Origin of the sequence: Modestobacter sp. VKM Ac-2985, from assembly GCF_026967925.1 — a bacterium.
Taxonomy (GTDB): Bacteria; Actinomycetota; Actinomycetes; order Mycobacteriales; family Geodermatophilaceae; genus Modestobacter.
In genome coordinates this window covers 780,478-795,499 of record NZ_JAPVBI010000003.1, presented here as the reverse complement: position 1 = coordinate 795,499, position 15,022 = coordinate 780,478, and the positions used below count along the sequence as shown (strand labels likewise).

13 protein-coding genes are annotated in these 15,022 nt (G+C 73.5%); 8 read left to right on the top strand and 5 right to left on the bottom strand.

All coding sequences use genetic code 11. The annotated features are described in order from the left end of the window. The first annotated feature begins 25 nt into the window (after positions 1 to 25). The 8 genes from whiA (at position 26) to O2V61_RS19745 (ending at position 7,629) form a co-directional block, all read left to right on the top strand. Positions 26 to 1,000, top strand: coding sequence for a DNA-binding protein WhiA (gene whiA, locus O2V61_RS19780; RefSeq protein WP_442928921.1), 975 nt, complete (start codon positions 26 to 28; stop codon positions 998 to 1,000). A 186-nt stretch (positions 1,001 to 1,186) separates the two neighbouring features. Continuing rightward, positions 1,187 to 1,759, top strand: a complete 573-nt coding sequence (locus O2V61_RS19775) for a GGDEF domain-containing protein (protein ID WP_269184980.1) — start codon at positions 1,187 to 1,189, stop codon at positions 1,757 to 1,759. A 136-nt stretch (positions 1,760 to 1,895) separates the two neighbouring features. Continuing rightward, entirely contained in the window at positions 1,896 to 2,900 is a 1,005-nt protein-coding gene (gap, locus tag O2V61_RS19770; RefSeq protein ID WP_269184979.1) for a type I glyceraldehyde-3-phosphate dehydrogenase, read from the top strand. Next, the gene (locus O2V61_RS19765; RefSeq protein WP_269184978.1) at positions 2,900 to 4,093 is read left to right on the top strand and encodes a phosphoglycerate kinase; all 1,194 of its coding nucleotides are present in this window, start codon (positions 2,900 to 2,902) and stop codon (positions 4,091 to 4,093) included. Before gap ends, O2V61_RS19765 begins: the two co-directional genes overlap by 1 nt. Positions 4,094 to 4,102: 9 nt before the next feature. Next, the gene (gene tpiA, locus O2V61_RS19760) at positions 4,103 to 4,912 is read left to right on the top strand and encodes a triose-phosphate isomerase (RefSeq protein ID WP_269184977.1); all 810 of its coding nucleotides are present in this window, start codon (positions 4,103 to 4,105) and stop codon (positions 4,910 to 4,912) included. Positions 4,913 to 4,963: 51 nt separating this feature from the next. Further along, positions 4,964 to 6,727, top strand: a complete 1,764-nt coding sequence (locus O2V61_RS19755; RefSeq protein WP_269184976.1) for an ABC transporter substrate-binding protein — start codon at positions 4,964 to 4,966, stop codon at positions 6,725 to 6,727. Positions 6,728 to 6,847: 120 nt separating this feature from the next. Continuing rightward, the gene (gene secG, locus O2V61_RS19750; protein WP_269184975.1) at positions 6,848 to 7,078 is read left to right on the top strand and encodes a preprotein translocase subunit SecG; all 231 of its coding nucleotides are present in this window, start codon (positions 6,848 to 6,850) and stop codon (positions 7,076 to 7,078) included. 185 nt (positions 7,079 to 7,263) lie between these two features. Next, positions 7,264 to 7,629 carry an RNA polymerase-binding protein RbpA gene (locus O2V61_RS19745; RefSeq protein WP_442929184.1) on the top strand — a complete coding sequence of 122 codons (366 nt, stop codon included), beginning with the start codon at positions 7,264 to 7,266 and terminating at the stop codon, positions 7,627 to 7,629. A 105-nt stretch (positions 7,630 to 7,734) separates the two neighbouring features. Here O2V61_RS19745 and pgl read toward each other — a convergent pair whose 3' ends face one another. From pgl to tkt, 5 genes are all read right to left on the bottom strand, one after another. After that, entirely contained in the window at positions 7,735 to 8,547 is an 813-nt protein-coding gene (gene pgl / locus O2V61_RS19740) for a 6-phosphogluconolactonase (RefSeq protein WP_269184973.1), read from the bottom strand. Further along, a complete protein-coding gene (locus O2V61_RS19735; RefSeq protein WP_269184972.1) occupies positions 8,544 to 9,788 on the bottom strand; it encodes a glucose-6-phosphate dehydrogenase assembly protein OpcA in 1,245 nt (414 codons plus the stop codon). The genes pgl and O2V61_RS19735 overlap by 4 nt, the downstream gene beginning before the upstream one ends. A 46-nt stretch (positions 9,789 to 9,834) precedes the next feature. Beyond that, positions 9,835 to 11,358: a glucose-6-phosphate dehydrogenase gene (gene zwf, locus O2V61_RS19730; RefSeq protein WP_269184971.1), complete on the bottom strand. Its 1,524-nt coding sequence runs from the start codon at positions 11,356 to 11,358 to the stop codon at positions 9,835 to 9,837. 146 nt (positions 11,359 to 11,504) lie between these two features. After that, a complete protein-coding gene (gene tal, locus O2V61_RS19725; protein WP_269184970.1) occupies positions 11,505 to 12,611 on the bottom strand; it encodes a transaldolase in 1,107 nt (368 codons plus the stop codon). 127 nt (positions 12,612 to 12,738) lie between these two features. Then, positions 12,739 to 14,970, bottom strand: coding sequence for a transketolase (gene tkt, locus O2V61_RS19720; RefSeq protein WP_269184969.1), 2,232 nt, complete (start codon positions 14,968 to 14,970; stop codon positions 12,739 to 12,741). Positions 14,971 to 15,022: the final 52 nt, after the last annotated feature.

Below are 15,022 nucleotides of genomic sequence, written 5' to 3'. Positions count from 1 at the left end.
GGGGAAGGGAACAAAGCTCGTGGCGATGACGGCGATGGTGAAGGACGAGCTCTCCCGCGTGGAGTGCACGAAGACCTCGGAGCGCAAGGCCGAGGTGACCGCGCTGCTGCGCTTCTCCGGTGGCCTGCACATCGTGGGTGGTCGGGTGGTCATCGAGGCCGAGCTGGACACCGGTTCGGTGGCCCGGCGACTCCGCCGGGACATCAGCGAGGTGTACGGCTACACCAGCGGCGTGAGCGTGCTGGCCGGCGGCAACATCCGCCGGGGGGTGCGCTACCTGGTCCGGATCGCCAAGCACGGCGAGGGCCTGGCCCGGCAGACCGGGCTGGTCGACCAGCGCGGCCGCCCCGTCCGGGGCCTGCCGCCGTCGGTGGTCTCCGGCGGGATCGGGGACGCCGAGGCCGCGTGGCGAGGTGCCTTCCTGGCGCACGGCTCGCTGACCGAGCCGGGACGCTCCTCGTCGCTGGAGGTCACCTGTCCCGGGCCCGAGGCGGCCATGGCGCTGGTCGGCGCGGCACGGCGGCTGGGCATCGCTGCCAAGGCCCGGGAGGTCCGCGGCACCGACCGGGTGGTCGTGCGGGACGGCGACGCCATCGGCGCGCTGCTGACCCGGATGGGCGCCCACGACGCCGTCCTGGCCTGGGAGGAGCGGCGGATGCGCCGCGAGGTCCGGGCCACCGCGAACCGGCTGGCCAACTTCGACGACGCGAACCTGCGTCGTTCGGCGCGGGCGGCGGTGGCCGCGAGCGCCCGGGTGGAGCGCGCCCTGGAGATCCTCGCCGACGACGCACCCGAGCACCTGCTGGTCGCCGGGCGGCTGCGGCTGGAGTTCGGTCAGGCGTCGCTGGAGGAGCTCGGCCAGCGCGCCGACCCCCCGATGACCAAGGACGCCGTCGCGGGGCGGATACGGCGTCTGCTGGCGATGGCCGACAAGCGGGCCAAGGACCTCGGCATCCCGGACACCGAGTCCGTGGTGACCGACGACATGCTGGCCCAGTAGCGCCGCCGGCCCTCCTCACCCGCGAGGGGGACGGCGGCGGCGCGGGGGCACGGTCATCGGGCTCTCGTACCGAAGACCGCGAGGAGGGCGACCAGCCGGGTCGACCGGCCCGGACGTCGCCGCCCTGGTGCAGTCGGTGACCGGGCGCTCCGGGGGCCGACCGACGGAGCTCCTGCCCGGTCTCTGGTGCGACGTGCGGACGACGCCGGTGGGCGGCACCTCGACCGGGTGCTGGCGACCACGCTGCTGCCGGACGGCGCCGGGCCGCCGGTCGCCCTGCTGGCCCTGGACGTCGACCACTTCAAGGCGGTGAACGACCGGTTCGGCCACGCCGCCGGGGACCAGGTGCTCCGCGGGATCGCCGGCGCGCTGGGCCGGGTGACCCGCCCCGGCGACACGGTCGCCCGGCTGGGCGGGGAGGAGTTCGTGCTGGTGCTGCCCGGCGCCGACCCGGCTCAGGCCGCGGCCCGGGCGGAATCGGTGCGGCAGGGCTGTGCTGCCGCCGTCCACCGGATCGACGGCGGGTCGGTCCAGGTCACGGTGAGCGTGGGCGTCGCCGTCTGGGCCGGCGACGCGGGGCCCGCGGAGCTGCTCGCCGCCGCGGACGCGGCGCTGTACGCGGCCAAGGCCGAGGGGCGGGACCGCGTCGTCCTCGGCGACGGGGGGGCGGGCGGGCGCCGATGCGCCGGTCGAGCTGCTCGACGCGAGCACGCCGAACTGACCTCCAGACGTCCGCGACGTCTTCCTGAACAGCAGTGAACGACCCGGACGCGCGGTCGGGCGCCGCTCCCCAGGCCGATAGGCTGTCGCCGGAATGTGGTCGTGCGCACGCACGGCCCACGGGCGCCGCTGGGCCGACCGGCCCGGCTGGGCAACACGGTCTGGGAGGTCCACAGTGACGGTACGGGTCGGCATCAACGGGTTCGGTCGGATCGGCCGCAACTTCTATCGGGCGGTCGCCGCCAGCGGGGCCGACGTCGAGGTCGTGGCGGTCAACGACCTGACCACGCCCGAGACGCTCGCGCACCTGCTCAAGTACGACAGCATCCTGGGCAAGCTCGCCGAGGACGTCTCGGTCGTCGGCGACGGCATCAAGGTCGGCGGCGCCACCATCAAGGTGCTGGCCGAGCGCGACCCGGCGAACCTGCCGTGGGGCGAGCTGGGCGTCGACGTCGTCGTCGAGTCCACCGGCTTCTTCACCAAGGCCGACGACGCGCGCAAGCACGTCGACGCCGGTGGGGCCAAGAAGGTCATCATCTCCGCGCCGGCCACCGGCGACGACCTCACGATCGTCATGGGCGTCAACCACGAGCAGTACGACGGCTCGCAGACGATCATCAGCAACGCGTCCTGCACCACCAACTGCCTGGCCCCGCTGGCCAAGGTCCTCAACGACGCCTTCGGCATCGAGCGTGGCCTGATGACCACGATCCACGCCTACACCGCCGACCAGAACCTGCAGGACGGCCCGCACAAGGACATGCGGCGCGCCCGCGCGGCCGCGCTGAACATCGTCCCCACCTCCACCGGTGCGGCGAAGGCGATCGGCCTCGTGCTGCCGGAGCTGAAGGGCAAGCTCGACGGCTACGCGCTCCGCGTCCCCGTGCCCACCGGCTCGGCCACCGACCTCACCGTCACCCTGTCCCGGGACGTCACCCTCGAGGAGGTCGACGCGGCGTACAAGGCGGCCGCCGCCGGCCCGCTGGCGCCGTACCTGGTCTACACCGACGCGCCGATCGTCTCCTCCGACATCGTCACCGACCCGGCCTCCTGCATCTACGACGCCGGCCTGACCAAGGTGTTCGGCAACCAGGTCAAGGTCGTCGGCTGGTACGACAACGAGTGGGGCTACTCCAACCGCCTCGTCGACTCCGTCGTCCTGGTGGGCAGCAAGCTCTGATGCGGTCCGTCGACGAGCTCATCGCCGACGGGGTGTCCGGTCGGCGCGTGCTGCTGCGCGCCGACCTGAACGTCCCGTTGGACTCCGACAGCGGCGCCATCACCGACGACGGCCGGATCCGGGCCAGTCTCCCGACGATCAGCGCGCTCCGCGAGGCCGGCGCCCGGGTCATCGTCGCCGCGCACCTGGGCCGGCCCAAGGGCGAGCCCGACCCGCGGTACTCGCTGGCCCCGGTCGCCGCGCGGCTCGGTGAGCTGCTCGGCACCGAGGTGCCGCTGGCCGCCGACGTCGCCGGCCCCGACGCCACGGCCAAGGCCGCAGCCCTGGCCGACGGCCAGGTGCTGATGCTGGAGAACGTCCGCTTCGAGGCCGCCGAGACCAGCAAGGACGACGCCGTCCGTGGCGAGCTGGCCGACCGGCTGGCCGGGCTGGCCGAGCTGTACGTCGACGACGCGTTCGGGGCCGTACACCGCGCGCACGCCTCGGTCGTCGACGTGGCCGAGCGGCTCCCGCACGCGGCCGGCCGGCTGGTCGCCCGCGAGCTCGAGGTGCTCACCCGGCTCACCGAGGAGCCGGCGCGGCCCTACGTGGTCGTGCTCGGCGGCTCCAAGGTCAGCGACAAGCTCGGCGTGATCGAGGCGCTGCTGCCCAAGGTCGACCGGCTGCTGGTCGGCGGCGGGATGACGTACACGTTCCTGGCCGCCCAGGGTCACGAGGTCGGGACGTCGCTGCTGGAGGCCGACCAGGTCGACAGCTGCCGCCGCCTGCTGGCCGAGGCCGGCGACCGGATCGTGCTGCCGGTCGACGTGGTCTGCACGCCGGAGTTCAGCGCCGATGCGCCGACCACCGTGCTGCCGGCCACCGAGATCCCGGCCGACCAGATGAGCCTGGACATCGGCCCGAAGAGCGTGGAGCTCTTCGCCGAGGCGCTGGCCGGCGCGCGCACCGTGTTCTGGAACGGGCCGATGGGCGTGTTCGAGCTCGCCCCCTTCCAGGGCGGCACCCGGGGCGTGGCGCAGGCCGTCGGCGCGATCGACGGGCTCTCCGTCGTCGGCGGCGGCGACTCCGCGGCCTCCGTGCGCCAGCTCGGGCTGGACGAGGCGGCCTACGGTCACATCAGCACCGGCGGCGGCGCGTCGCTGGAGTACCTCGAGGGCCGGGAGCTCCCCGGGCTCGCGGTGCTCGCGGACTGAGGGGCGACGATGGCACGCACGAAGCCCAGGCCGCCCCGTGAGGGCCGCCGTCCGCTCATCGCGGGCAACTGGAAGATGCACCTGACCCACCTCGAGGCCATCGGGCTGGTGCAGAAGCTGGCCTTCTCGCTGACCGAGCCGCAGCTGGAGGACGCCGAGGTCGTCGTCGTCCCGCCGTTCACCGCGCTGCGCAGCGTGCAGACGCTGGTGGCCGGCGACAAGCTGGAGATCGGGTACGGCGCGCAGGACGTCTCGGCGCAGGACTCCGGTGCGTACACCGGAGAGGTCAGCGGGGCGATGCTCGCCGCGCTGGCCTGCCGCTACGTCCTGGTCGGCCACTCCGAGCGGCGCACGCTGCACGGCGAGGACGACGCGCTGGTCGCGGCCAAGGTGCAGGCCGCGCTGCGGCACGGCCTGGTCCCGCTGCTGTGCGTGGGGGAGGGGCTGGACGTCCGCCGGGCGGGCACCCACGTCGCGCACTGCACCGACCAGCTGGACCGGGCACTGGAGGGCGTCCCCACCGAGCAGCTCCAGGACCTGGTGATCGCCTACGAGCCGGTGTGGGCGATCGGCACCGGCGAGGTGGCCACGCCGGATGATGCGCAAGAGGTCTGTGCGGCGCTGCGGGCGCGGCTCGCCGAACGTCACGGCCCGGACACGGCGGCTGCGGTCCGTATCCTCTACGGAGGATCGGTCAAGGCCGGCAACACCGCCGGCATCCTCGCCGGGGCCGACGTCGACGGTGCTCTCGTCGGCGGGGCCAGCCTGGACGCCGACGAGTTCGTACAGATCTGTCGTACCGCTGCCGGTGGGAGCTGACCGCCGCCGGCACTGACCGGGCGGAGCAGCACCCACGGTGAGGCACAGCAGTTGAGGCACAGCACCGAACGACGACCGACCGCCCAGCGCACCCTCCGGGGAGCAGGGCGGTCGGTCGCCCTCGTGGTCCTGGTCGCCCTGCTGGCCGGCTGCGGCAGCGACAACAGCGGGGTGGCCGGGGTGCCGACGCTGGAGTCGGAACCCGACAGCGGGGTCGACGGCGTTCGCGCCCCCTCCGAGGAGGCCGGCGGGACCCTGCGGCTGGTCACCGGGGAGATCGACAGCCTGGACCCGCAGCGCTCCTACATGCCGTCGGTGTGGAACCTGATGCGGCTGTACACCCGCACGCTGGTCACCTACTCCGCCGAGCCGGGCAGCACCGACGAACTCGTCCCCGACCTCGCCACCGACCTCGGCACGAGCACCGACGGCGGTCGCACCTGGACGTACACCCTGCGCGAGGGCGTGCGCTTCGAGAGCGGCCGGCCGATCACCTCGCGCGACGTGGAGTACGGGATCGAGCGGTCCTTCGCCTCCGACGTGGTCGTCGGCGGTCCGACGTACGTCGTCGACCTCCTCGACGACCCGGCGGACCCCTACGCCGGGCCCTACCAGGACGAGAGCGCCGACCGGCCGGGGCTGGCCTCGATCGAGACACCGGACGACCGGACGATCGTCTTCCGGCTGACCACCCCGGCACCGGACTTCCCCTTCGTCATGGCGCTGCCCTCGAGCAGCCCGGTGCCGGTGGAGAGCGACACCGGCGGCGACTACGGTGCCCGCCCGGTCAGCTCCGGCCCCTACCTGATCACCTCCGCGGACCCGGTGGCCGGGATCGTGCTCTCCCGCAACCCGGAGTGGGACCCGGCCACCGACGACGTCCGCACGGCCCTCCCGGACCAGGTGGTGGTGCGGACCGGGCTCTCCAGCGTCGCCCGCGACCAGGCCCTGCTGGCCGGCTCGGCCGATCTGGACCTCTCCGGCACCGGCGTGCAGCAGGCCACCACCAGCCGGCTGGAGGACGAGGAGCTGGCCGCCCGGATCGACGACGTCACCACCGGCACGGTCCGGCTGCTGGCCCTGCCGACCACGGTGGCCCCGATGGACAACGCCTCCTGCCGCGCTGCGGTGGTCGCCGCCGTGGACCGGTCGGCTGTGCAGCAGGCGCTGTCGGGGGCGGGCAACGCCGTGCGGACGTCGGTGCTCTGGCCGCGCGCGGTCGGCGGCGCCCCCGAGGAGTCCGATCCGCACGCCGATCCGGCCGCTGCCCGGGCGGCGCTGGCCGCCTGCGGGCAGCCCGACGGCTTCAGCACGGTGCTGGCGGTGCCCGACGTGCCCTCCAGCGTGGAGGTGGCCGAGACGATCGCAGCGGACTTGGCGGAGGTCCAGATCGACGTCGAGGTGCGCCCGCTGGACCCGGCCACCTACTACGCCACCGACGTCGGCAACCCCGAGGCCGTGACCGCGGCGGGGTACGGGATGGTGCTGGCCACCTGGACGGCGGACTTCCCGACCTCTGCCTCCTTCCTGCTGCCGCTGGTCGACGGGCGCTCGATCCGCCGCGTCGGCAACACCAACTACGCGCACTTGGACGACCCGACGGTCAACGGGCTGGTGGACGCCGCGCGGGCGGCGAACGAGCCGGCGGCGGCCGCCGACGCGTGGCGCCAGGTCGGCTACGCGGTGCAGGAGACGTCGGCCTACGTCCCCCTGGTGGAGAACCGGGTGCAGCTGCTGGCCGGCCAGCGGCTGCGGAACGGCGTGGTCATGCAGCCCTACGGGGGCTATGACGTCGCGACGGCCGGAGTCCGCTGACCGACGCCGGCTGAACGGTCACTCCGGCGTCGTCGGTTAGGCTGGACCGTCGAGAGCCCCCGACCCGACGGGTGCGAGCCCACCCACCCCGTGGTGTACGGGACAGGAGACGAACGACTGATGGAGCTGTTCCTCAACGTGCTGCTGGTGCTCACCAGCGTGCTGCTGATCGTGCTCATCCTGCTGCACCGCGGCAAGGGCGGCGGTCTGTCCTCGATGTTCGGCGGCGCCGTCTCCTCCCAGCTGTCCGGCAGCTCGGTGGTGGAGAAGAACCTCAACCGGCTGACCGTCTTCGCCGGCCTGCTGTGGGCCGTCTGCATCGTCGCGCTCGGCCTGCTGCTGAAGGTCTGAAGAAGGCCACCCTTCCCCCCCACCTCTCGCTCCGCTCGTGGCGGGTCCGTGAAGGGGGCCGCGCGTGCGATCGTTCCCATCGTCGCCGGCGCGCGCGGCGGCACACAGGGTGTTCACATCGTGACCTCAGACCGGCTGGCCAGGTCCTAGACTGCCCCAGCGGTGATCAACTCAGTCACCGCGACGTGGCGACGATCAGGGGGCCGCTCGTGTCTGGTGGGAACGCGATCCGGGGGAGCCGGGTCGGTGCGGGACCGATGGGTGAGGCAGAGCGCGGCGAGGCAGCGCCACGGCACCGGATCGGCTTCTGGTGCGCGAACAACCACGAGTCGCGGATCGCCTTCGCGACGGACATCGACGTCCCGGAGACCTGGGACTGCCCGCGCTGCGGGCTCCCGGCGGGGACCGACCAGCAGAACCCGCCGCCGGCACCGCGGACGGAGCCGTACAAGACGCACCTGGCCTACGTCCGGGAGCGCCGGTCGGATGCCGACGGCGATGCACTCCTGGAAGAGGCCCTGAGCCGCTTGCGCGCCCGCCGGGGGGCCTGAGGACGACAACCGGCCACGCAGGAGACCTGCGGCGAGGCCGTTCCAGCCGACAGCCCGGTCACCCCATGAGCAGCTGGGGTGACCGGGCTGTCGGCTGTCCGGGGTTCAGGCCAGGGGGAGCTGGCTGGCCGCGGCCTCGTCCAGGAGCCAGCGGGTGGCCCGCCTTCCGCGCGCCCCGGCTGCCGGGAGCTGCACCGGGTCGGCGCCGGACAGCGCCCGGGCGACGGCCTCGGCCTTGCCCTCGCCGCTGACCAGCAGCCAGACCTCCTCCGCCGCGGTGATCGCCGCGAAGCCCAGGCTCACCCGGGTCGGCGGGGGCTTCGGGCAGTCACGGACCGCGACCACCGGACGGTCGTCGGTGACGGCCGGGGACTCCGGGAAGATCGAGGCGACGTGACCCTCGGGTCCCATGCCCAGCAGCAGCACGTCGATCCGGGGCATCGACTCGCCGTCGGCGGCGACGGCGGCCAGTTGCTCGGCGTACCAGGTCGCGGCCTCCTCCGGCTCGTCGAAGCCGGCGTCGGAGGAGGGGATCGGGTGCACGCGCTCGGGGTCCAGCGCGACCTTGCTCAGCAACGACTCCCGGGCGCCGAGCTCGTTGCGGTCCGGGTGGTCGACCGGCACGAAGCGCTCGTCACCCCACCACACGTCCACCGCTGCCCAGTCGACGACGGCGTGCTCGGGCTCGGCAGCCAGTGCGGCGACCCGCTCGAGCACCGCGGTCCCGATGCCGCCACCGGTGAGGACCACCGACGCCGTCCCGTGCACGGCCTGGGCTGCGGCCAGCCGGGCGACCAGCGCGGAGGCGACGGAGCGGGCCAGCTGGTCGGCGTCGGGCTGGACGACCACGTCGGGGGCGGGCCGGCCGGACTCGGTCAGGGCCTGGTCGACCCGGTCGCCGGGGGAGGTGTGGCTCATCGGGTGCGCGCCTTCCTGGTCGGTGCGCCGCCGGCCGCCGCCGACGGCGCGTCGGGGGACTGCACGACCGGCTGCTCGTCGGAGTCGTCGGCGGGGGAGTCGTGCTCGCCGCTCTCGGCCACCTCGTCGGCGTCGGTCGAGTCGTCGGGCACGGTCGGGGCCGGGGTGGCCGCCGACGCCGCGGGGGAGGCGCTGGGCGGTGAGCCGTTGCCGTTGCCGTTCCCGTTCGTCGGCTCGGAGGTCTGCTGCGGCCGCATGGGGTCGTACCAGACGTGGTCCCGGCAGTTGGGCCGGGCCGAGAGACCGGTCGCACCGGTCACCGCCTCCAGCGCCTCGCTGTAGGGCTCGTCGGAGTCCAGCCGGCGCAGCTCCTCACCGATCAGCTCGCCGAGGCTGCGGTCGGGCAGCGCGACGATGGCCTCCGGCCGGAACGGCTGGTTGATGACCGCTCCGCCCTTCCGGTCGTCCTGCAGCCGGACGACCTCGTCCTGGTCCAGGCGCAGCTCGACGCTGTCGATGCCGGCCGATCCGGGCACCCGCGCGGTGGGGACCACCTGGATGGTGCAGCCGCACCGGGCGGACAGCCACCCGGCGACCAACTGGGCGGTCGCGCTCTCCGGGTCGCCCTCGACCTGCCCGCCGTGCACCCGGACCAGGTCGCCGCGGCGCCCGGAGACGGAGTCCAGGGTGGAGGCGAGCGTGGCCCGCCAGGGGGTGCTGCGGGTCCACGCCAGGTCGGTGTCGCCGGGGGCGTAGTCGTGTGCCCGGTTCCGCAGCGCGGCGACCGGGTCGGCCGCCATGGCGGAGTCGGTGATCCGGCGGTTGGCGATCACGCCCAGGGCGTCCCGCGCGATGAGCTCCGGCGGGGTCTCGTGCCACCAGGTGACGACCGGCGCGTCAGCGGCGAGCAGCGGCAGCACGACGGACTCCGCGTGCAGGCCGAGCCGGCCGTACATCCGCATGACGACGGCCTCGCCGGGGCCCAGCCGGCCACCGATGAGCACCTCGGCGTCCAGCCGGGGCACCGGGGCCTCGACCTGGCGCCGGACGACGACCAGCAGCCGGCACGGGTGCACCTCGGCCGCGGCGGAGGCGGCCTGCTCGGCCTCGGCGACCCGGCCCTCGTCGGCGACGACCACCAGGGTCAGCGCGACGCCGCTCATCACGGCGCCGCCGGTGCGGCGCTGGGCGGCCAGTTCCTTGACGACCGCGGATCCGGTGGTGTCCCACAGCGTGGTCATGAGATCCCCTCCTGGGGAGTCGCTCGGGCGGTTCGGGGGAGGCGGATCACGGTCGGCGCCAGAGCCGGCCGTCGGCCTCGAGCATGGCGTCGGCGGCCCGCGGACCCCACTCGCCGGCGCGGTACGGGTGCGGCTCGGTGTCGGCCCAGAACGCCTCGAGCGGGTCGATGACCGCCCAGGAGGCCTCCACCTCGGCGTTGCGGGGGAAGAGCGTGGCGTCGCCGAGCAGCACGTCGAGCAGCAGCCGCTCGTAGGCCTCCGGGCTCGCCTCGGTGAACTGCTCGCCGTAGAGGAAGTCCATCGCGACGTCGCGGACCTCCATCACGCTGCCGGGCACCTTCGAGCCGAACTTCAGTGTCATGCCCTCGTCGGGCTGCACCCGGATGACGAGCTGGTTGTGGCCCAGCTCCTCGGTGTCGGTGGGGGCGAAGGGCAGGTGCGGCGCCCGCTTGAAGACCAGGGCGATCTCGGTGACCCGGCGGGGCAGCCGCTTGCCGGTGCGCAGGTAGAACGGCACGCCCGCCCAGCGCCGGGTCTCCACGCCCAGCCGGACGGCGGCGTAGGTCTCGGTGCTGGAGTCGCTCGCGACGCCGTCCTCCTGGCGGTAGCCGTTCGCCCGCTGACCGGCCAGCCAGCCCTGCTGGTACTGGCCGCGGATCGCGAACTGGACCATGTCGTCCTCGGCGGGGACGGAGACCGCCCGGAGCACCTTGAGCTTCTCGGTGCGGATCTCCTCCGCGGAGAACTCGACCGGCTCCTCCATGGCGGTCAGCGCCAGGAGCTGGAGAAGGTGGTTCTGCAGGACGTCGCGGGCGGCGCCGGTCTTCTCGTAGAACCCGGCCCGGCCGCCGATGCCGACGTCCTCGGCCATGGTGATCTGCACCGAGTCGACGTGGTGGCCGTTCCAGATCGGCTCGAACATCGTGTTGGCGAAGCGGAGGGCCAGCAGGTTCTGGACCGTCTCCTTGCCGAGGTAGTGGTCGATCCGGAAGACGTCGTCGGCGGTGAACACCGAGTCGACCAGTTCGTTGAGCTCACGGCTGGAGGCCAGGTCGGTGCCGAAGGGCTTCTCCACGACGACGCGGCGCCAGCGGTCCGGGCTGCTCTCGGCCATCCCCGTGCGCTGCATCTGCTTCAGGACGGTGGGGAACATGGCCGGCGGGATCGACAGGTAGAAGGCCGCGTTGCCGCCGATGCCGTGACTGCCCTCCAGCTCGGCCAGGTTGCTGGCCAGCTCGTCGAAGGCGTTGTCGTCGTCGAAGGAGCCCTGGACGAACCGGACGCTGTTGGCCAGCCGCTCCCAGACCTCCTCGCGCCACGGCGTGCGGGCGTGCTCGCGGGCGGCGGAGCGGGCCAGCTCGGAGAACTCCACGTCGCCCCAGTCGCGGCGGGCGAAGCCCAGCAGCGCGAAGTTGGTGGGCAGCAGGCCGCGGTTCGCCAGGTCGTAGACGGCGGGGAGGAGCTTCTTGCGCGAGAGGTCCCCGGTGATCCCGAAGACGACGAGGGCGCAGGGCTCGGGGACCCGGGGCAGCCGCCGGTCCCGTGGATCGCGCAACGGGTTGGTGGGCATCGTGTCCGTCCTCGATCAGCTCGCAGGGTGCCCGTCGTCCGGTGCGGCGCCGGAACGGACGACGGACGGTGTCCAGAGGGTGGTGCACAGGCGGGGCAGCGCGGGGCCCGGGGGCGGCAGGTGCGCCGCCGCCCGGGCCCCGGCGGTCACGCCTTGTCCTGCAGCTGCTCCTGCACCGAGCCGGTCAGCTCGTCCCAGGCGTCGACGAACTTCTGCACGGCCTCGTCCTCCAGGACGCGGAACACGTCGTCGAGGTCGACACCGGCGTCGGCGACCGCCTGCATGACCTTCTCGGCGTCCGCGTAGGCCGACTGCACCGGGGTGCCGGCCTGGCCGTGGTCGGCGTAGGCCTGCATCGTCTTCTCCGGCATCGTGTTCACCGTGTCCGGGGCGATGAGCTCGGACAGGTAGAGGGTGTCGGAGTAGTCGGGGTTCTTGACCCCGGTGGAGGCCCACAGCGGGCGCTGCTTGCTCGCACCCTTGGCCTCCAGCGCCTTCCAGCGGTCGGAGGAGAAGACCTCCTCGTACGCCTGGTAGGCCAGCTGGGCGTTCGCGACGCCCGCCTTGCCCTTGAGCGAGGCGTCCGCACCGCTGTCGTCCAGGCGCTTGTCGATCTCGGTGTCCACCCGGGACACGAAGAACGACGCCACCGACTCGATGCCCTCGAACGAGGCGTTCGGGTCCTCGGCCAGCCGCTGCTCGAGGCCGGTGAGGTAGGCGTCCATGACGGCCTTGTAGCGCTCGAGGCTGAAGATCAGCGTCACGTTGACGCTGATGCCCCGGGCGATCGAGGTGGTGATCGCCGGCAGGCTCGCCTGCGTGGCCGGGATCTTGATGAACAGGTTCGGCCGGTCGACGAGCCACCACAGGTGGGCGGCCTCGGCGGCGGTGGCGTCCTCGTCGTGCGCCAGGCCCGGCGCCACCTCGAGGGAGACCCGGCCGTCGCGGCCGGTCCGGGCCGCGACGGGCGCGAGCAGGTCGCAGGCGTCGCGGACGTCGGCTGCGGTGATGGTGCGCAGCGCCTCCTCGACGCTGACCTTGCGGACGGCCAGCGCGTGCAGCTGGTCGTCGTAGGACTTCGAGCCGCTGATCGCCGCGGCGAAGATGCTCGGGTTGGTGGTGACGCCGACGACGCTCTGCTCGTCGACCAGCGACTGCAGGTTGCCGCTGCGGATGCGGTCGCGGGAGAGGTCGTCGAGCCAGACGGCGACCCCCGCCTTCGACAGCTGTGCCAGGTTCTCGTTCTGGGCCATCTCATGCCCTCCTGTCGGTGTGGTCAGGCCCCGCGGTGGGAGCCCCGTGTGCGAGTTGTCGACTGGTGGTGGCCCCGGCCCGGGTCCCGCCTCGAGTGTGCGGCGGGACCCGGCCGGGGTCACGTGCTCAGTGGTCGGCGGTGGCGTCGGAGCCGAAGACCCCGCCGCGGGAGACGCCGGCACCGCTGGGCGGGGTGGCACCGGAGGCAGCGGCCTGGATGCTCTCCTGTGCGGCGGCCACGACGGCCTCCGCGGTCAGCCCGAACTCCTCGTAGAGCGTGGAGTAGGACGCGCTGGCGCCGTAGTGGTTCAGCCCGACGATCCGGCCGGCGTCACCGACGAACTCCCGCCAGCCCATCGGCACCCCGGCCTCGACGCTGACCCGTGCCCGGACCGAGGGCGGCAGCACCTGGAGGCGGTAGGCCTCGTCCTGCTCGGCGAACCACTCCCAGCAGGGCAGGGACACGACGCGGGTCGGCACGCCCTGGGCCTCGAGCTGCTCGCGGGCGGCCACCGCGATCTGGACCTCCGAGCCGGTGCCCATGAGGACCACCTCGGGGGCGCCGTTGGACGCCTCGGCCAGCACGTACCCGCCCTTGGCGGTGCCCTCGGCCGAGGCGAACTCGGTGCGGTCGAACACCGGCAGGTTCTGCCGCGACAGCGCCAGCCCCGCGGGCCGGTCGTTGTGCTCGAGGATCGTGCGCCAGGCCACCGCGGTCTCGTTGGCGTCGGCCGGGCGGACGAAGTCCAGCCCCGGGATGGCGCGCAGCGCGGCGTAGTGCTCGATCGGCTGGTGGGTCGGGCCGTCCTCGCCCAGGCCGATCGAGTCGTGGGTCCACACGTAGGTCACCGGCAGCTGCATGAGGGCGGCCAGTCGCACCGCACCGCGCATGTAGTCGGAGAACGTGAGGAAGGTGCCGCCGTAGACGCGGGTGCCGCCGTGCAGCGCGATGCCGTTCATGATCGCGCCCATGGCGTGCTCGCGGACGCCGAAGTGCAGCGTGCGGCCGTAGGGGCCACCGGACCACATCTTGGTCTGGCGGCTGGCCGGCAGGAACGACGGCTCGCCCTTGACCGCGGTGTTGTTGCTCTCGGCGAGGTCGGCCGAGCCGCCCCACAGCTCGGGGAGCTCGGGGTAGAGGGCGGCGAGGACCTCCCCGGAGGCCTTGCGGGTGGCGACGCCCTTGGGGTCGGCGTCCCAGGACGGCAGTCCGGCAGCCCAGCCCTCGGGGAGGGTGCGGGTGCTCATCCGCTCCAGCAGCGCGGCACCCTCGGGGTTGGCGGCGGTCCAGGCGTCGAAGCGCTTCTGCCACTCCGCGTGCGCCTGCTGGCCGCGGGTGACGGCCTTGCGGGTGTGCTCGATGACCTCGGGGGTGACGTCGAAGGTCTTCTCCGGGTCGAAGCCGAGGATCTCCTTGGTCGCCTTCACCTCGTCGTCGCCGAGGGCCGAGCCGTGCACGGCGCCGGTGTTCTGCTTGTTCGGCGCGGGCCAGCCGATGACCGTGCGGAGCACGATGATCGAGGGGCGGGTGGTCTCGGCCTTGGCGGCGGCGAACGCGGCGTCCACGGCGGCCAGGTCCTCGCCGTCGTCCACGTGCTGGACGTGCCAGCCGTAGGCGGCGTAGCGGGCGCCGACGTCCTCGGTGAAGGCGATCGTGGTGTCGTCCTCGATCGAGATCCGGTTGTCGTCGTAGACGAGGACGAGGTTGCCCAGCTCCTGGGTGCCGGCGAGCGAGGAGGCCTCGCCGCTGACGCCCTCCTCCAGGTCGCCGTCGGAGGCGAAGGCCCAGATGGTGTGGTCGAAGAGGCTCTCGCCCTCGGGGGCGTCCGGGTCGAGCATGCCGCGCTCGCGCCGGGCGGCCATCGCCATGCCCACCGCGTTGCCGACGCCCTGGCCCAGCGGGCCCGTCGTTGTCTCGACCCCGGCGGTGTGCCCGACCTCGGGGTGGCCCGGGGTCTTGGAGCCCCAGGTGCGCAGCGCCTGCAGGTCGGACAGCTCCAGGCCGTAGCCGGCCAGGTAGAGCTGCACGTAGAGGGTGAGGCTCGAGTGCCCCATGGAGAGCACGAAGCGGTCGCGGGCGGCCCAGTTGGGGTCGCTGGGGTCGTGCTTCAGCCACTTCTGGAAGAGCAGGTAGGCGACCGGCGCCATGCTCATCGCGGTGCCGGGGTGGCCGTTGCCGACCTTCTGCACCGCGTCCATCGCCAGGACGCGCGCCGTGTCGATGGCCGCGCGGTCCAGGTCGCCGAAGCCCTGGGGGAGGGTCGGATCAGGCTGGGGGGGCGAGCCGGTCGAGGAGTCGGTGGCGGCCTCGGCGGGGGCCTCGGCAGCGGTGCTCTTGGTTCCGTTGTCGCTGGTCATGTGGCGCTCGGAGCTCCCTCGGGGATCGGTCGGTGTCGGACCCGCCCGGGGG